Genomic DNA, 18,925 nt, shown 5'->3' with positions numbered 1-18,925 from the left:
CATTGGACCGCTACATACCCCACCCCCAGCTCGAGTGCTCTACATGACACCCGTCACCCTTGGCGCACAGAGCACAACTACGCGTCGTAGTGGACATTTCGCACCGCCCGAGTCTCGGACGGCACATCTCACGCGCCAAACCCTTCTACACGAGGATCGAAACCGCGCCGCCCAGGACGTGGCCCGCCCACTACCACAGGCAGTCGCGCTTGTCACCAGCATGGCGCTGGGCGGACGACATACCCTACTCGGCCCGAAGGCATCCGCGATCCTCGTCGGGAGTCGCCCCGGCGAGCGGGAAGATTTCCACGAATAGTTGCGACGATCACAGTCACAGTTAGGTCTCGAATCCAGCATTCCCACCCAGGCGCACGCCGAAGCCGATAAAAGGCTGACCGACAAGATCATTCGATCGGTTTGACAATTGAGTCGACCCTCCGGTGTCGAGACGGGTCATTTTTCCGCTCGGTACCAACCGAATTCGATTCGATCGCCGGATGATACATCTCAATAGTCATGTTCAACAACACTTTAGCGACAAGGAGTGTTCGTATTCCGACAAATTTCTCGACAGTGCAGTATCTTTCGTTCAGTTGAGATGGAGAGGCATTGTGGTTATGTTGAAATTCCGAGCAACAGCCTGGTCTGAACCGATGGTGCGAGCAAAAGCCCACCTACGCGACCGATAGCCGCCTGAATTGGCGTTGTGCATGTCGATATGTTCGAGGAGAGAAATGACTGCGGTCAAGAGTGCGTGGAAGGGACTGCGGAAACCCGTATTCATTCCCGCGTCGATAGTGATCTTTGCCCTGATCGCCTTTGCGGTGATCTACGCGGGAACAGCAGCGGATGCTTTCGACACTCTCAAGAATGCGATAACCGACGGGGTCGGCTGGTGGTACATCCTGGCTGCAACCGGTTTCGTGGTCTTCGCGCTGTACTGCGGAATCAGCCGGATCGGCAACATCAAGCTAGGTCGTGACGACGAGAATCCCGAGTTCGGCATGATCTCGTGGTTTGCGATGCTCTTCAGCGCGGGCATGGGCATCGGGCTCGTGTTCTACGGCGTCGCGGAACCGCTCTCGCACTACGTGACGCCGCCCGTCGCCGGCCGGATCCCCGGCTCGACCGACGCGGCTGCCAACCAGGCGATGGAACTGACACTGTTCCACTGGGGCCTGCACGCATGGGCGATCTACGTCGTCGTCGGTCTCGGCCTGGCATACATGACCTATCGCAAGGGTCGGCCGCTGTCGATCCGCTGGCTGCTCGAACCGTTGCTCGGGCGCGCGCGGATCGAGGGCCCGCTCGGGCATACCATCGACGTCGTAGCGATCGTCGGCACACTGTTCGGTGTCGCGACGTCTCTGGGATTCGGTGTTCAGCAGATTTCAGCCGGACTCGACTACCTGGGTTGGGTGAATACCGGAAACTGGCTGATCATCGCCATCATCGTCATCGTCACCGGCATGGCCACGTTCTCGGTGGTCTCAGGCATCGCGAAGGGCCTCAAATGGCTCTCCAACATCAACATGTTGTTGGCCGCAGCACTCGCGGTGTTCGTTCTGATTCTCGGCCCCACCCTGTTCCTGCTGCAGTCCTGGGTACAGAACCTGGGTGGCTACGTTCAGGCGCTACCCGAACTGGCACTGCGTACGTCGCCGTTCGCGGACGACGGCTGGTCCGGCGCCTGGACCATCTTCTACTGGGGTTGGTGGATGAGCTGGGCGCCGTTCGTCGGCATGTTCATCGCTCGTATCTCCCGTGGCCGCACCATCCGTGAATTCGTTTTCGGCGTATTGCTGGCACCGACGCTCGTCGGGTCACTGTGGTTCACGATCTTCGGCAACTCCGCCATCCTGCGACAGCGCAACGAGGGCAACATGCTCGACGAGGCGGGCGCTGTCGACACCAACACGTCGCTGTTCCATCTACTCGACGGGCTCCCGTTCGGAACCATCTCGAGTGTCTTGGCGATCGTCGTGATCGTGTTCTTCTTCGTCACCTCTGCCGACTCGGGGTCGATCGTCATCGACATCCTTGCCACCGGCGGCAACCTCGAGACACCGACGATCACCCGCGTCTACTGGACGTTCCTGGCCGGCGCCGCGGCCGCAGTGCTACTCATCGTCGGCGGCAGCGGGTCATTGACCGCCCTGCAGACGGTTGCCATCGCCACTGCGGTGCCGTTCTCGATCATCATGGCGCTGGCTTGCCTGTCCCTGCTCAAGGCCTTCCGCTACGAGGTGTCGGCAGCACCCAGATACCTGCGCGTCTCGACCACCAACGGGACGAGCGCCACCGATGTTCCGCAGCCCACCACCAAGCGGCTCCGCGATCTGAAGATCTCGTCGACTTTCGCCGGGCTGACGCCGTCGAAGAGCGGCATCTCGACGGAGCCGAGCGACTCCCACGTCTTCGTGGCAGTCCACGAAGTTCCCGCCCATGCGGTGAACATCAACCCGGATACCGGGGCGGTGGACATCTCCGAGGACTCGAAGATGGTCGATCCACTGGGCGGCGAGGTCTTCGACACGCCGGAATTCGCCGATTCGGCGGAAGGGCATGCGCAGCACGCCGCCGCAGCCGAAGAGGCATCCAAGGAAAGCGCCGCCACTGATTGATCCGCGCTTCCGGCATGTTGCGTTAGGCAGATCTGTTCACCAACTCGCAAACTTGTCGTGGGATAACAACTCGACAGTTCGTAGGACTCGAGCTTTGTGAGTAGAACAGGATCAAGGGGCTTGCCACTTCAGCCGCACACGGAGACGGAACGATCGCCCTCGATTCCGTCGGTCTTCCTTCGCTCGGCGCATGCGCCTGCGCCGCGCACGCTCATCGACATCGTGCGTGCCTCGGCCGAGGCACACCCGGAGGCACCGGCGATCGACGACGGGGACACCACGCTGTCGTACTCGGAATTGCTCGACGAGATCGAGCTCGGCGCACGCCGGCTCGGTGACGCAGGTGTAGGCGCCGGGGATCGCGTCGGCATTCGGATGCCGTCGGGATCGCGGTCGCTGTACGTGGCAATCCTCTCGATTTTGGCGGCCGGCGGCGCATATGTGCCGGTAGATGCCGATGACCCGGAGGAACGGGCCGAGTTGGTGTTCGGCGAAGCACAGGTAACAGCGATCATCACCGGCGACGGTATCCGGCCGGGCACGGCACCGGCGCGCGACGAGCATCCGCCGGTCCGCGAGCCGAATCCGGACGACGACGCGTGGATCATCTTCACCTCCGGATCCACCGGAACACCCAAAGGTGTGGCGGTCAGTCACCGCAATGCGGCGGCGTTCGTCGACGCCGAGGCGAGGATGTTCCTGCAAGACGAACCGATCGGCCCCGGTGACCGCGTGCTGGCCGGGTTGTCCGTCGCTTTCGACGCGTCGTGCGAGGAAATGTGGCTCGCTTGGCGGCACAGCGCCTGCCTCGTCCCCGCCCCCCGATCGCTGGTGCGCAGCGGTATGGACCTCGGCCCGTGGCTGGTTTCCCGAGATGTGAGCATCGTCTCAACGGTGCCGACACTGGCGTCGTTGTGGCCCGCCGAGGCACTCGAAGCAGTCCGGCTCCTCATCTTCGGCGGCGAAGCCTGCCCGCCCGAGTTGGCCGAGCGCCTTGCCGTCGAAGGCCGCGAGGTCTGGAACACGTACGGACCCACCGAAGCGACTGTCGTGGCGTGCGGGGCTCTCATGGACGGCAAGACTCCCGTCAGCATCGGCCTCCCTCTGGACGGCTGGGATCTGGCGGTCGTCGACGCTCAGAGCAATCCCGTCGCGGTGGGCGAGGTCGGTGAGCTGGTGATCGGCGGCGTCGGCCTGGCCCGTTACCTCGATCCCGCGAAGGACGCGGAGAAGTACGCGCCGATGCCTTCCCTCGGTTGGGAACGGGCGTACCGCAGCGGCGACCTGGTGCGCCTCGAGCTGGGCGGTCTGATGTTCCAGGGACGGGCGGACGATCAGGTCAAGCTCGGCGGGCGACGCATCGAGCTCGGTGAGATCGACAACGCATTGCAAAATCTCCCCGGCGTCGGCGGCGCGGCGGTCGCGGTGAAGAAGACCGCTGCCGGCAACCAGCTGCTCGTCGGCTACATCGCGAGCACCGATCCGAACTTCGATCTCAAGGCCGCGCACGCGTTGCTCAGTGAGCAACTGCCGGCAGCGCTCGTCCCACGTCTGGCGTTGATGGAGGAATTGCCGACGCGCACGTCCGGCAAAGTCGACCGTAATGCACTTCCCTGGCCGCTCCCCGGCGCCGGTGAGGACGCCGGTGCCGCACTGGGTCTCGACGGCACCGCCGCCTGGGTCGCCCGATTGTGGGGATCGATTCTCGGCGCGCAGATCACGGGCCTCGACGACGACTTCTTCGAAGTCGGCGGCGGATCGCTGTCCGCAGCTCAGCTGGTAACCGCGTTGCGTGAGCGATTCCCCGAAGTGACGGTCGCGCAACTCTACGACCATCCGCGTCTCGGTTCGTTGGCCGAATATCTCGACGACCTTGCACCCACCGAAACGGTGGAACCGCGCATCGTCGCGCCGACACCACTGAAAACCCAACTGGCGCAGGTTGCGGTCACCTTGCCGTTGACGACGCTCACCGGTTTGCAATGGGTCACCTGGCTCGCGATAGCGAACAATATCTTCGGATGGTTCGTCGACGTGAGTTGGGCACCGACCGTCTCGTGGTGGTGGGTACTTCTCGCGTTCGTGGTTTTCATCACGCCGATCGGTCGTATGACCATCGCCGTCGCCGGCGCGCGGGTGCTGTTACGCAACCTTCGACCCGGTACGTATCCGCGCGGCGGTAGTGAACATCTGCGCTTGTGGACGGCATTGCGGCTCAACGAAGCCAGCGGCGCGGCCAACCTTTCGGGTGCTCCGTGGATGCTCTACTACGCGCGCGCCCTCGGCGCGGACATCGGCAGTGGTGTCGACCTCCATACCCTGCCCCCGATCACCGGCATGCTCGAACTCGGCGACGGCTGTTCCGTCGAACCGGAAGTCGACCTCTCCGGTCATTGGATCGACGGTGACGTCATCCACATCGGCGAGATCAAGATCGGCGACGGGGCATCCGTCGGGTCTCGTTCGACCCTGATGCCGGGGAGCCGCATCGGCCGCGGCGCAGTCATCGAAGCTGGATCTGCCGTCTTCGGACGGGTGAAAGCCAACCAGCAGTGGGCCGGTTCACCTGCGACGAAGATCGGTAAGGCGAATCATCCGTGGCCCGCCGAACATCCCAAACGGGCCGCAGGCTGGGTTCCCGTCTACGGTGCCACCTCCGTCTTCCTGGCCGGCATGCCGATCTTTGCGTTGATGGTAGGAATCGCGTTGATCGGGTGGTGGATTCGCGACACCGACTCCTTGACGAGTGCCATCCTCCAGTCGTCGATCATGCTGCCCGTCGCCACGATCGTGAGCCTTGTCGTGTTCGCGCTCGTGACGCTGGTTTCCGTCCGCATTCTCTCGATCGGCCTCACACCCGGCTATCACCCGGTCCGCAGCCGAATCGGCTGGCAGGTCTGGGCAACCGAACGCCTACTGGATTCCGCGCGCACCTTCCTGTTCCCGCTCTACGCCAGCTTGTTGACTCCAGGCTGGCTACGGCTTCTCGGTGCCAAGATCGGCAAGAACGTCGAAGCGTCGACAGTCCTGCTGCTACCGAAGTTCACCACCGTCTCCGACGGCGCGTTCCTCGCCGACGACACCATGGTGGCGAGCTACGGACTCGGCGGCGGCTGGATGCACATCGAGCAGGCCAAGATCGGGAAACGCGCGTTCCTCGGCAACTCCGGTATGACCGCGCCCGGACGACGCGTCCCGAAGAACGGACTCGTCGCAGTCCTGTCCGCGACACCGTCGAAGGCGAAGTCCGGGTCCTCCTGGCTGGGTAGTCCACCGGTGCGACTTCGGCGAGCCGCCGGGGACACCGATGCAGCCCGAACCTTCGATCCGCCGATGCGTCTGAAGATCGCCCGCGCCGTGGTGGAAACCTGCAGACTGATTCCCGTGATGGTGACGTTCGGGATCGGACTCGGAGTGCTGTTCGGACTCGAGGCGCTGGCCGGTGCCGTCGGATTCTGGTGTGCCGCACTTGTGAGCGGGGTAGTTCTGTTGACTGCAGGCGCCGTGGCCGGCGCGATCACCATCGCAGCGAAATGGCTTGTCGTCGGACGTATCGGGAAGGTCGAGCACCCACTGTGGAGTTCCTTCGTCTGGCGCAACGAGGTGGCCGACGCTTTCGTCGAGACCGTCGCGGCGCCCTGGTTCGCGCGCGCCGCAACTGGAACTGCGGTGTTGAACGTCTTCCTTCGCGGTCTCGGAGCGAAGATCGGCAAGGGCGTGTGGTGCGAATCGTATTGGCTACCCGAGGCTGATCTGGTGACCCTGGGCGACGGCGCAACCGTGGAACGGGGGTGCGTCGTGCAGACCCATCTGTTCCATGATCGGATCATGTCCATGGATACCGTCACTCTGGGCTCAGGAGCCACACTGGGACCACACTGCGTTGCGCTCCCGGCCGCCGGTATCGGCGCGGGCGCGACAGTCGGACCAGCGTCACTGGTGATGCGAGGTGACACCGTTCCCCCGTCCACCCGCTGGCAGGGTAATCCCATCGCCCCCTGGGTCGCCTCGTGAAGCCCGTCAAGACGGCGGACGCGCCGATCGATCCGTACCTACCGCAGAACGGCAACCGCGGATACCGGGTGTCCCGGTACGAGCTGGAACTGACCTACAAGGTTTTCAGTAACAGGTTGACGGCCAAGACCGTGATCACCGCTGTCACCACCGAAACGCGATCCAGATTCAGTTTCGATCTCGCCCAGAATCTGCAGGTGTCCAAGGTGTCGGTCAACGGTGCCCGCGGTACCAAGTACGCGCACCAGAACAGCAAACTGATCGTGACCCCGGCTACCAAGATTCCTGCCGGTGGCGTCTTGTCCGTGACGATCCAGTACAACGGAAATCCCGAGCCGATCAAGGGCCTGTGGGGAGAGGTCGGCTGGGAGGAACTCGACGAGGGCATCCTGGTCGCCAGCCAGCCCAACGGGGCCGCGTCGTGGTTCCCCTGCGACGATCATCCCAGCTCCAAAGCGTCGTACCGCATTTCGATCACCACCGATTCGCCGTTCCACGCTCTCGCCAACGGCGCACTAGTGCGTAAGCAGATCCGAGCGAGCCAGACGACGTGGGTGTACGAGCAGACCGAGCCGATGGCAACGTATCTGGCTACGATTCAGATCGGACAGTACGAGCGCCGTCAGGTCGGCGCGACACCGGTTCCGGTATTCGCCGTCCATCCACCGCGTCTACGCGCCTCCTTCGACGTCGACTTCGGGCGCCAACCCGAGATGATCGAGGTGTTCGGAAAACTGTTCGGCCCGTACCCCTTTGACAGCTACACCGCGGTCGTCACCGACGACGAACTGGAAATTCCCATCGAAGCGCAGGGGCTGTCCATCTTCGGCGCCAATCACTGCACCGGCCGACGAGGCTCCGAGCGTCTGGTGGCCCACGAACTCGCCCACCAGTGGTTCGGTAACAGCCTCACCATCGGCGCGTGGTGCGATATCTGGCTACACGAAGGTTTTGCCTGTTACGCAGAATGGATCTGGTCCGAGAACTCCGGCGGGCAGTCGGCAGACCGCTTGGCGGCCAACGCCTACCAAGGATTGGCGCGCAAACCCCGAGATCTGGTTGTCGGCAACCCCGGACCCGAGCTGATGTTCGACGATCGGGTGTACAAGCGGGGCGCTCTGACATTGCACGCGTTGCGAAACACACTCGGCGACGACAAGTTCTTCGAGTTGATCCGGCAGTGGACTGCCAAGCACCGACACAACACGGTCAGCACAGAACAGTTCACCGACCTGGCATCGAGATTCACCGACACCCCATTACGGTCTCTCTGGGATTCATGGCTGTATCAGCAAGCGCTACCGCGTCTCTGATCGACACCGAGGAGCGGGGAGAAGCACGCGGTGTGCACGTGCAGCCACACGCCGGTTGACTCGCGCGCGGGTGCCGCGTGGAAGATCGGGTCCCGTTCCTTCTCGTCGGCGAGATCGGTGAAGCATCGGATGCCGGATCTTGCGGAAAAGTACGACGCCGCACTCGGCTGTGCCGACCGAGGACGGTAGCGCGAGTACGTCGGCGACGATCGTCGAGAGCGGGTTCTCGACTCCGGCAGCGCGCACACGGCATTGAACTTGGTCGAGCATTTCCGGTGAACTGTCGAGCCGAGCTGCGTCGTGGCCCTGCTCGACGAGCAGTACACCCACCACGCCGAAACAGCTCGGCCTCCCCGTTTTCCTTAGCTGATCCTTTACTATGAAGACAGTTGAGCGGACGCCCGACAACACGATGCTCGAGCGCGTCCCTCGAACGGTGGATCGGGGAATCGATGTCGTTGATATTCACACTGTGTTTCGTCGTAGGAATTGTCGCGTTGGTGGGCGCTTTCGCCGTCGGCGAAGTGGCCGACTTCGGTGGTGGCCACGCAGACGGACTCCCCTTCCTCAGCCTTACCACCTTGGCCACTGCACTTTTCGGTTTCGGCGCAGGTGGACTCGCCGCGCACCTGATCGGCGCGTCCACACCACTCGCTGTTGTCGTCGCAGTCGTGGTTGCCGGCATTCTCGTAGCGGTCACCCGCGGGCTACTCATGCCGTATATCCTTCGACAGCAAGATAATTCACATATCGGACGCACCTCGTATCAGGGGCTACTCGGTACCGTCACATTGACCATCTCACCCGCCGATTGGGGCGAAATATCCTTCGTCGACCCAGACGGTAATCGTGTGCAAGCCAAAGCTGTCAGCGCCCAGCCGATCGCGCTCACCACCGGCACCACCGTCTACATCGCCGATGTAGACGATCAATACCTTCACGTCGTCACAGTCGACGACGCGATCTAAGGACTCGATACATGCTGCCAGTCATCGTCATTGCGATTGTCGTCGCGGTAGTCGTCTTCATCGTTCTGCCAACGATCTACGTCAAGAACTACATCAAGGTTCCGCCCAACGAAGTGGCCGTGTTCACAGGCCGCGGCAAACCCAAAGTCGTTCGTGGCGGCGCTCGGTTCAAGATTCCCGGCATCGAACGAGTCGACATCATGTCGCTGGAACCGTTCAACGTCAGCATCAACCTCAAGAACGCCCTGTCCAACGACGGTGTTCCGGTGAACGTCGAGGCCGTCGGCCTGGTGCGTATCGGTTCCGCCGACGAGGCCGTTCAGACTGCGGTGCAACGGTTCCTGACATCGGACCTGGACGAACTGCAACGCCAGATCAACGAGATCCTCGCGGGTAGCCTACGCGGCATCACCGCCACCATGACCGTCGAAGATCTCAACTCCAATCGTGACAGCCTGGCCAGAAGTGTGGTCGAGGAGGCCGGCGGTGACCTCTCCCGCATCGGCATGGAGGTCGACGTCCTCAAGATCGCCGGAATCTCCGACTTCAACGGATATCTGGAATCTCTCGGTCAGCGTCGCATCGCGGAGGTCAAGCGCGATGCGGCCATCGGAACAGCAGAAGCAGAACGTGATTCGCAGATCCAGTCCGCCAAGGCGCGCCAAGCAGGTTCTGTCGCACAAGCCGAGGCCGACACCGCGATTGCCAGCGCCAACCAGCGTCGCGACGTCGAACTCGCTCGGCTACGAGCACAGACCGAGGCCGAGAACGCCGAAGCCGATCAAGCCGGTCCGCTCGCACAAGCCACCGCGGAGAAGGCTGTCGGCATCGCACGCGAGCAGGCCGAAGCGGCTCGCGTCGAGGCTCGCACCGAAGTAGAGCGTCGTCGCGCCCAGCAATCGGAGGCAGCATTGCAAGCCGACGTCATCGCACCGGCGGAAGCCGAACGCCAGGCCGCCATCGCCCGGGCCGAGGGTGAGCGTCAAGCCGCGATTCTGCGCGCTCAGGCGCAGGCCGAGACGGCTCGCCAGACCGGTAGCGCCCAGGCCGACGCCCGAAAGCTTGCCGCCGATGCTGCCCGGGCCGAACAGCAGGCCGACGCCGACGGTCTGCGGGCGCGTCTGGAAGCAGAAGCCGACGGCCGTAAGGTTGCCGCCGACGCGGTCCGTGCCGAGCAGCAGGCCGAGGCTGACGGCTTGCGCGCCAAGCTCGAAGCGGAAGCAGCCGGTAAACGCCAGATCGCCGAAGCCCTCAATTCGTACACACCACAGGCGGCGCAACTCCTCACGCTCCCTGACGTCCTTACCGCACTGGTCGATGCGACTGCGGCCGCTGCCAAGCCGGTCGGCGACATCGACCGCATCTCGATAGTCGGCGGTGGTGACGGTGCTCAGAGTTCTATCGGCTCGATCCTGGGCATCAGCCCCCAGGTGATCGCCGGAGTCATCGAGACGCTGGAGAGTTCCGGAGTCGATATCACAGGGATCCTCAACGGGTTGAACAACAACGGTGCCGTCGCGGTAGAGACGACGCCGTCGCCGGTGTCGTCGGTAGAGGACGAGAACGTCGCTGTCGACGCCTGAGAGATGAACGGTCAAGGGCCCTCGATCATTCGGATCGGGGGCCCTCGGCGTAGGTCAACTCGGTGGCGGAGACGGCACATGTGATCGGGACTTCACCAGAACGAGCACCAAGCAAACCGCAGCGGCAAGGGAACCGAAGATCAAGGTATCCGTGTAAGTCAGCGCCGGAAAACTCTCCGAAACCACGGCGAGCGCAGCCGGAACGGCGAAGCCGATATAAGTGATCGCATAGAACACGGCCGTCAACCCGGCCAGATCGTTCGGGCCGGCGATGCGCTGAATTTCGAGAAGCCCGGAAACCAAGGCCATTCCGTATCCGCAGCCCAGGATCGCAGCGGCCACGACGGCCACCGCAATGCCCGGTGTGGCCGCTACCGCAGCTGCGAGAGCCATTCCGATCACCAGGAACACGAGCGCCACGAGCGCACCGCGAGCACTTCGTGTGGAATCGATCTTGCGACCGAGTGACTGAATCGCAAACCCACACGTCAGTGCGACTACACACAGCAAAGCCGAGAACGCGATGGGCGCACTGCCACTGTGCCCGGTCATCAGGGAAGGAATCACCGCGTAGGCCACGCTTGCAGCTCCGAACACCCACGGTGCCAACGGAACAACAACGAAGAGGAAGCGGCGGTGACTCGCAGACGGGATCTTCAGATCGTCGACGAGACGACGCAGCCCTTCTCCCGGCTGAGCGATCCGCGTTTCCGGTGCCCGCCACAAGAAGACGCAGGCCACCAGCGTGATCACCACGTGTACTGCATAGGCGAGCACACTTGGTAGGGGCGCCCATTGTGCCAGCACCCCGGCGCTACCGGCTCCCAACGCGAATCCTGCCGTCAAACTCATCGCCGCCCGGCGCGCACCGGCATCTTCCGAGGCCGCGTCGTCCCAAGGCCGGGACGAAAGCTCCTTGACCCACGTACCGCCTACTGCCATGGCGAGACCCAGTGCGATTCCACACAGAATTCGTCCCATCACCAGGATCGGGGCCGAATGTGCGCCGAACGCCAACACTATCGATCCCGCGACGGCGATCAGCGGAGCAGGCAACATGATCGGCCTTCTGCCCAGCCGGTCCGACAGTGGCCCGCCGAGCAGAAGTGCCGGAACTATTCCCACCACGTAGGCAAAGAGGAAGAGATCGACGAGCACTGGCGAAAACCCGTGATCGAGGTGATACATCACCAACAAGGGAGTGAATTCGTTCCCACCCCACGCCACGGCGAACACGGCGGCCGCTACGGACAACCACAGCCAATTCGCGCGACGGCTGGTAGGCACGTCGGGTGTGCCCGGATTCGATGCCACCGTATTCGTCACCGAGATGCTCCGAGGCCGAGCCCGTGGACCTGGCGCATGTGAGTCAGGACCGCGGCGTCGTAACCGGCCGCATCTGCGGCATCGACGAGATTCGCGAGTTCGACGTGGTCTGCCAGGATTCGCGGAAGCTGATCCGGATCGCGTGCGATCGACCTGGCTGTCATGCGGCGTTGTCGATCGCGCAGTCCCGCATAGAACGCGTCGAGTAGGGGGTTGGCGGCAGCTGCCACGATCATCTTGTGAAAGTCTGCATCGACAGCACTGAACGCTGCGACGTCACCGCGGTCGACTATCGCCCGCTGTTCCTCCAGATTCAGACGGAGCTCGTTGACCAGGAGCTTGCGCGCATAGGGTTGCTCGCTGACGACGCGGACACTGTGGGTCTCCACCAGTTGTCGCGCACCGACTACGTGCTCGGCCTCCCCCTGCGCAATCGGAACGATCAATGCCCCCTTCTTCGGGTAGAGGCGCATCCACCCCTCCGCTTCGAGCCGTAGAAATGCTTCCCGAACCGGGGTCCTGCTGAGTTGGGTGCGCTGGGCAATCGCGCCCTCACTGATCAATTCTCCACCGGCCAACTCCCCCGACAGGATGAGTTCCTTCACATCGCGAAACACCGACTCGGCTGCGGAATACGACATAGACACAAGATGTATTTATACTCCCGGTCGCAGACGAATCGCCGACCGGGTGGCCGTTGGCCACTTCCGCACTGCGATTGGCACACTTCCAGTTAGCATTAGCCAATGCATTCGGGGCGACACGTGAGACGACGATCTACAGTGCGAATATGCTCACATCCTGCGAACAGAGCTAGGCGCCGTTCCGAATGAAAGCATTCGGCACACTGATCCACGAATGGTTGACCCTTCCAGACCAGTATGACCGGTTTACCCGCTATCTCAGAGACAACGGGCTCAGCACTGCATCTCGGGTACTGTTCAGCGTTCTCCTGGTCGGCTTGGGTGTGTATACCGTCCTTACGCGCTACAGCCTGAACGGGCCGTCCAGTCCGACGGCGTTGTTTTTCAACGCGGTAGCCGCACTTGCGTGTTTCGTCGGTGGCATCTGCTGGTGGATCTTCGGCACAACGCGAAACCGCTCGTATTGCTTGGTCGTCGGATGCGACTTGGTGGCCGCCGTCGTCATCCTCGGTGACCCCGACGCGATCTCTCGGCTGCTCACCGCCGTGATCTTCGCCCTTGTCGGCATCTATATCGCCTACTTCCACAATCCCAGGATGCAGATTGCACATCTGGTCTTCGCCGGAAGCATGATCGCGGTGGCAGCTCAGCCGATCATGTTCGGCCCCGGTGCGGATCCGGCGACAAGCGCGTCGAAGTTCATTCTGGTGATTGCCGCTCTGATCATCTGTGCCCTCATCTCACAGATCGTCACGATGCTCAGCATGGACGCCTCCAGTTCCGACCTCGATCCCCTGACCGGGCTGTTGAACCGACGAGGACTCGATCGGCAGGTCGAGATATTGCTTCAAAAATTCCGATCCGCCGATCGCGTCGCCCTGCTCGTCGTTGCGGTGGACATCGACAGATTCAAGACGATCAACGACGTGTACGGCCATGACGTCGGAGACCGCATAATCTTGAGAGTCGCTCAGCACTTGTCCTCGTGGGCTCCGTCGGAGGCGGTGGTCGGCCGAGTGGGCGGCGACGAATTCATCCTGGTTCACCGCCTCTCCATCCCCTCGATCGGCCCTCTTCTCGATTCCATCGGACCGGCGATGCAGACCGATTCCGAGCAGATTCCCTCCACCACGAGCATCGGTGTCGCCGTCCGGACCACGGGATTCGCGCCGAACGAAAGGTTGGACGTGGCCTTCGCCGAGGTTCTGAAGGTCGCAGACTCTGCAATGTACGAATGCAAACGGCTAGGTGGTGGCCGCGTCCACACCATCGTCACGACGCAGCAGCGTGATCAGTAGCCGTTGTCTGTGGCCGGATCAGTCGCGAACCGGCGGCGCCATCCGAGTGGTGACCGCGACCCGGTTCCAGGCATTGATGGTCAGGATGACGCTGATGAGTTGTGCCAGTTCGGCTTCCGTGAAGTGATCGGCGGCCTCCGCGTAGACGTCGTCGGGAACGAATCCGTCGGTCAGCACCGTCACGGCTTCGGTGAGCGCCAATGCAGCCCGTTCCTGCGCGGAAAAATGTCCACGCGCTTCTTCCCAGGCGTTGAGCAGAAACAGTTTCTGCTCACTCACTCCGATCTCACGAGCATCGCGGGTGTGCATGTCCACGCACCAGGCGCAGTGATTGATCTGTGATGCCCGAGTCAATACCAGCTCGACCAGAACTGGATCGAGCCCCTTCCTGGCAGCGGTATCGAGAGCGATCATCGCCTTGTAGACCTCGGGTGCCAGTTGCGCAAGGTCGAGTCGTCGTCCTGTTGTTGTCATACCTCCACCGTAATCCCGAAGTGACCCACAAACATGGTTCAATCAAGCGATGAATTCATGGGCTAATTCGGGAGCAGATCTTCACCTGGAATTGCCAAGTGGTACTGGTGTGAAAGCTGCACTACTTCATGCCCTCCGCGACGCCGTGCAGAGTGGGCGTCTGACTGCCGGGACGAGGCTCCCGCCGGCGCGAGCGCTCGCCGGAGATCTCGGGCTCTCACGAAATACCGTTGCAGGTTGTTACACAGAACTGGCCGCGGCGGGCTGGCTCGTCACACGACAGGGTTCCGGAACCGTCGTCGCACCGGTCCCGGGCGTTTCGGCTCCGCCGTCTGCGCGGGCGATCACACGACGGCCGACGTACAGCCTGATGCCCGGCGCACCCGACGTGTCGGCGTTTCCTCGCGGCGACTGGAGCACGTCGATCAGGCGCGTATTGAACGCTGCCCCGAACGACGCCTTCGGGCCGACGGACCCCCGCGGTCGCGTTGAACTCCGAATCGCGTTGGCCACCTATCTCAACCGAACTCGCGGCACTCGGGCACATCCACAGCAGATCGTCGTCAGCGCCAGTTCCGGGCACGGCATCACCCTGATCGCCCGAGCACTCGCCGGGACTCTCGCCGTCGACGCATATGGACTACACCTGCATCGAAAGTACATCGCCGACGAAGGCGTGCCGACCGTCCCGATTGCCGTCGACGAATTCGGCACGGATACAGAAGAATTGAAGTCAACCACTGCAAAGGGCGCGCTTCTGACTCCAGCACACCAGTTCCCGCTGGGCGGACCGATGAGCGCCGACAGACGTCGAATAGCAGTCGAATGGGCATCTCATAACGGCTGTGTGCTGCTCGAGGACGATTACGACGGCGAATTCAGATACGATCGGAAACCGGTTGGCGCCCTTCAGGGCATCGCTCCTCGCGAGGTGGCGTATCTCGGAACGGTGAGCAAGACGTTGTCGCCGGCACTCCGCCTCGGATGGATGGTCTTGCCGGAAGATCTGGTCGAGCCCGTTCTCGATCTCAAAGGTCCGTACGAACGTTGGGTGAGCGCAATCGATCAGCTGACGCTGGCAGACTTCATCGAATCCGGAAAATTCGACAGACACGTACGAAAAATGCGCGTCGCCTATCGGCATCGCCGTGACCGACTCGTGGACATGCTGACACAACGACTGCCGGAACTTCGAATCGAAGGTATAGCTGCCGGACTTCACGCAGTTGTGCGGCTTCCTCTCGGTACCGAACGGACTGTGATCGACGCTGCGGCGAAGCGCGGACTCGCTATCGAGGGCCTTTCCACGTTTCGCCATCCCGATGCTTCCGGCACCCTCGCCGAGGGCATCGTGGTCGGCTACAGCACGCCGGCACTCTCACTGTATTCCGCCACGTTGACAGTGCTCTGTGACGCCATCGAATCCGTTCTTCGACAACGGCCTTCACGTGCGAGCCGGCCGGACTCGACCCGCACAAGCCCAGCCAGATCGTCAAAAGCTCCCTGACGAACAAGTTGTGAAATGCCGAAAGCCCCCCAACTGTGTTGGGGGGCTTTCGGTTAACGGGTGTTCGGCGGTGTCCTACTCTCCCACACCCTGTCGAGTGCAGTACCATCGGCGCTGAAGGGCTTAGCTTCCGGGTTCGGAATGGGACCGGGCGTTTCCCCTTCGCTATGGCCGCCGTAACTCTATGAAACTGTCACAGTGGACGATAACCGCGATCAGCGGACACCATGTTCGGATCCACCCCTGTCGCCGGCTCGGTGAGCTGGGGTGGGGGGTGGGTGCGAACATCATGTTCGGTGATCGGGTATCTGTGTTGTTTCAGATACCGCACAGTGGACGCGTAGCTTCTTTGTGGTAAGTCCTCGGCCTATTAGTACCAGTCACCTGCATGCGTTACCGCACTTCCAGTTCTGGCCTATCAACCCGGTGGTCTGCCGGGGGCCTTACCCCCTCGAGGGGGTGAGAAACCTCATCTTGGAACAGGCTTCCCGCTTAGATGCTTTCAGCGGTTATCCCTTCCGAACGTAGCTAACCAGCGGTGCTCCTGGTGGAACAACTGGCACACCAGAGGTTCGTCCGTCCCGGTCCTCTCGTACTAGGGACAGCCTTCCTCAAGTTTCTTACGCGCGCGGCGGATAGAGACCGAACTGTCTCACGACGTTCTAAACCCAGCTCGCGTGCCGCTTTAATGGGCGAACAGCCCAACCCTTGGGACCTACTCCAGCCCCAGGATGCGACGAGCCGACATCGAGGTGCCAAACCATCCCGTCGATATGGACTCTTGGGGAAGATCAGCCTGTTATCCCCGGGGTACCTTTTATCCGTTGAGCGACACCGCTTCCACTTGCCGGTGCCGGATCACTAGTCCCGACTTTCGTCCCTGCTCGACCTGTCAGTCTCACAGTCAAGCTCCCTTGTGCACTTGCACTCGACACCTGATTGCCAACCAGGCTGAGGGAACCTTTGGGCGCCTCCGTTACATTTTGGGAGGCAACCGCCCCAGTTAAACTACCCACCAGGCACTGTCCCTGAACCAGATCATGGTCCGAGGTTAGAGGTCCAATTCGATCAGAGTGGTATTTCAACAACGACTCCACGATAACTGGCGTCACCGTTTCACAGTCTCCCACCTATCCTACACAAACCGAACCGAACACCAATACCAAGCTGTAGTGAAGGTCCCGGGGTCTTTTCGTCCTGCCGCGCGTAACGAGCATCTTTACTCGTAATGCAATTTCGCCGAGTCTATGGTTGAGACAGCTGAGAAGTCGTTACGCCATTCGTGCAGGTCGGAACTTACCCGACAAGGAATTTCGCTACCTTAGGATGGTTATAGTTACCACCGCCGTTTACTGGGGCTTAAATTCTCAGCTTCGCTCCGAAAAGCTAACCGGTCCTCTTAACCTTCCAGCACCGGGCAGGCGTCAGTCCGTATACATCGTCTTACGACTTCGCACGGACCTGTGTTTTTAGTAAACAGTCGCTTCTCACTGGTCTCTGCGGCCCCACCCAGCTCAGGAAGTAAATTCCGTCACCAGACGAGGCCCCCCTTCTCCCGAAGTTACGGGGGCATTTTGCCGAGTTCCTTAACCATAGTTATCTCGATCGCCTTAGTATTCTCTACCTGACCACCTGTGTCGGTTTGGGGTACGGGCCGTGTGAAAGCTCGCTAGAGGCTTTTCTCGGCAGCATAGGATCACTGAATTCGCCTCAATCGGCTACGCATCACGTCTCAGGCTTGTATGCGCCCCGGATTTACCTAGGACACGCCCTACACGCTTACACCGGTATTACCACTGACCGGCCCAGCTACCTTCCTGCGTCACCCCATCGCTTGACTACTACCAGGAAAGGTCCCACGCATCCACCAACTCGAGACCCGAAGGTCTTCTCGCGGCTTCAGGGCAGTTAGTACTCCTGATTCATCATGGGCGCGTTCACACGGGTACGGGAATATCAACCCGTTGTCCATCGGCTACGCCTGTCGGCCTCGTCTTAGGTCCCGACTCACCCTGGGCGGATTAACCTGGCCCAGGAACCCTTGGTCATTCGGCGGACGAGTTTCTCACTCGTCTTTCGCTACTCATGCCTGCATTCTCACTCGTGTGGCCTCCACAACTAGGTCACCCCGCTGCTTCCATGGCCACACGACGCTCCCCTACCCATCCACACACCTGGCTCACCCCCCGCAAGGAATGAACGGGCTATTGTGTGAATGCCGCAGCTTCGGTGGTGTACTTGAGCCCCGCTACATTGTCGGCGCAGGATCACTTGACCAGTGAGCTATTACGCACTCTTTCAAGGGTGGCTGCTTCTAAGCCAACCTCCTGGTTGTCTTCGCGACCCCACATCCTTTTCCACTTAGTACACGCTTAGGGACCTTAGCTGGCGATCTGGGCTGTTTCCCTCTCGACTACGAACCTTATCGCCCGCAGTCTCACTGCCGCGCTCTCACTCACCGGCATTCGGAGTTTGGCTGATTTCGGTAAGCTTGTAGGCCCCCTAGACCATCCAGTAGCTCTACCTCCGGTGAGAAACACGCGACGCTGCACCTAAATGCATTTCGGGGAGAACCAGCTATCACGGAGTTTGATTGGCCTTTCACCCCTACCCACAACTCATCCCCTCAGTTTTCAACCTAAGTGGGTTCGGTCCTCCACGACGTCTTACCGTCGCTTCAACCTGGCCATGGGTAGATCACTCCGCTTCGGGTCTAGAGCATGCCACTGACTCGCCCTATTCGGACTCGCTTTCGCTACGGCTACCCCACACGGGTTAACCTCGCGACATACCACTAACTCGCAGGCTCATTCTTCAAAAGGCACGCCATCACCCCCAGTGACAAGTCACTCAAAGGCTCTGACGGATTGTAAGCGCACGGTTTCAGGTACTATTTCACTCCCCTCCCGGGGTACTTTTCACCTTTCCCTCACGGTACTAGTCCGCTATCGGTCACCAGGGAGTATTCAGGCTTATCGGGTGGTCCCGACAGATTCACACCAGATTTCACGGGCCCGGTGCTACTTGGGTTTCCATTACAACAGTCACAAAGTTTTCGTGTACGGGATTCTCACCCTCTACGACAGGCCGTTCCAGACCACTTCCACTAACTCCATGATTTTTTACTGTTGCCCGCTGCGGCAGCAACGAGAAAATGAACCCCACAACCCCACA

General features: G+C 61.4%; 11 protein-coding genes and 2 rRNA genes (1 of these 13 only partly in view). 8 read left to right on the top strand and 5 right to left on the bottom strand.

All coding sequences use genetic code 11. The annotated features are described in order from the left end of the window. Window positions 1-43: 43 nt before the first annotated feature. From ABH922_RS00070 to ABH922_RS00045, 6 genes are all read left to right on the top strand, one after another. Window positions 44-316 carry a hypothetical protein gene (locus ABH922_RS00070; RefSeq protein WP_424804986.1) on the top strand — a complete coding sequence of 91 codons (273 nt, stop codon included), beginning with the start codon at window positions 44-46 and terminating at the stop codon, window positions 314-316. 418 nt (window positions 317-734) lie between these two features. Continuing rightward, window positions 735-2,624 carry a BCCT family transporter gene (locus ABH922_RS00065; protein WP_424804985.1) on the top strand — a complete coding sequence of 630 codons (1,890 nt, stop codon included), beginning with the start codon at window positions 735-737 and terminating at the stop codon, window positions 2,622-2,624. Between the two features lie 120 nt (window positions 2,625-2,744). Then, window positions 2,745-6,638 carry a Pls/PosA family non-ribosomal peptide synthetase gene (locus ABH922_RS00060; RefSeq protein ID WP_424804984.1) on the top strand — a complete coding sequence of 1,298 codons (3,894 nt, stop codon included), beginning with the start codon at window positions 2,745-2,747 and terminating at the stop codon, window positions 6,636-6,638. Continuing rightward, window positions 6,623-7,951, top strand: a complete 1,329-nt coding sequence (locus tag ABH922_RS00055) for a M1 family metallopeptidase (RefSeq protein WP_424809508.1) — start codon at window positions 6,623-6,625, stop codon at window positions 7,949-7,951. Before ABH922_RS00060 ends, ABH922_RS00055 begins: the two co-directional genes overlap by 16 nt. A gap of 452 nt (window positions 7,952-8,403) precedes the next feature. Beyond that, window positions 8,404-8,919 (top strand): hypothetical protein, encoded by a 516-nt coding sequence (locus ABH922_RS00050; RefSeq protein WP_424804983.1) that lies wholly within the window; start codon window positions 8,404-8,406, stop codon window positions 8,917-8,919. Between the two features lie 11 nt (window positions 8,920-8,930). Beyond that, window positions 8,931-10,502, top strand: a complete 1,572-nt coding sequence (locus ABH922_RS00045; RefSeq protein ID WP_424804982.1) for an SPFH domain-containing protein — start codon at window positions 8,931-8,933, stop codon at window positions 10,500-10,502. 54 nt (window positions 10,503-10,556) lie between these two features. Here the strand turns inward: ABH922_RS00045 and ABH922_RS00040 are convergent, their stop codons facing one another. Both ABH922_RS00040 and ABH922_RS00035 read right to left on the bottom strand, forming a co-directional pair. Next, the gene (locus tag ABH922_RS00040) at window positions 10,557-11,816 is read right to left on the bottom strand and encodes an MFS transporter (protein WP_424809507.1); all 1,260 of its coding nucleotides are present in this window, start codon (window positions 11,814-11,816) and stop codon (window positions 10,557-10,559) included. Window positions 11,817-11,824: 8 nt separating this feature from the next. Beyond that, window positions 11,825-12,469, bottom strand: coding sequence for a GntR family transcriptional regulator (locus tag ABH922_RS00035; protein WP_424804981.1), 645 nt, complete (start codon window positions 12,467-12,469; stop codon window positions 11,825-11,827). Window positions 12,470-12,657: 188 nt separating this feature from the next. Between ABH922_RS00035 and ABH922_RS00030 the strand changes: the two genes are divergently transcribed. Next, window positions 12,658-13,770, top strand: coding sequence for a GGDEF domain-containing protein (locus ABH922_RS00030; protein ID WP_424804980.1), 1,113 nt, complete (start codon window positions 12,658-12,660; stop codon window positions 13,768-13,770). An 18-nt stretch (window positions 13,771-13,788) separates the two neighbouring features. On the opposite strand, the gene ABH922_RS00025 is transcribed toward ABH922_RS00030, so the two are convergent. Continuing rightward, on the bottom strand, window positions 13,789-14,244 hold the full coding sequence (locus ABH922_RS00025; protein WP_424804979.1) for a carboxymuconolactone decarboxylase family protein: 456 nt from the start codon (window positions 14,242-14,244) through the stop codon (window positions 13,789-13,791). A 49-nt stretch (window positions 14,245-14,293) separates the two neighbouring features. Between ABH922_RS00025 and ABH922_RS00020 the strand changes: the two genes are divergently transcribed. Beyond that, window positions 14,294-15,751, top strand: a complete 1,458-nt coding sequence (locus ABH922_RS00020; protein WP_424804978.1) for a PLP-dependent aminotransferase family protein — start codon at window positions 14,294-14,296, stop codon at window positions 15,749-15,751. Window positions 15,752-15,813: 62 nt separating this feature from the next. Here the strand turns inward: ABH922_RS00020 and rrf are convergent. Both rrf and ABH922_RS00010 read right to left on the bottom strand, forming a co-directional pair. Beyond that, a 5S ribosomal RNA gene (rrf, locus tag ABH922_RS00015) occupies window positions 15,814-15,930 on the bottom strand. A gap of 171 nt (window positions 15,931-16,101) precedes the next feature. Next, a 23S ribosomal RNA gene (locus tag ABH922_RS00010) occupies window positions 16,102-18,925 on the bottom strand (it continues 309 nt past the right edge of the window).

The sequence above is a fragment of the Rhodococcus sp. 27YEA15 genome, from assembly GCF_049739425.1.
Classification (GTDB): Bacteria; Actinomycetota; Actinomycetes; order Mycobacteriales; family Mycobacteriaceae; genus Rhodococcus_F.
The sequence above is the reverse complement of the archived record's forward strand: the minus strand, read 5'-3'. Positions and strand labels throughout refer to the sequence as shown.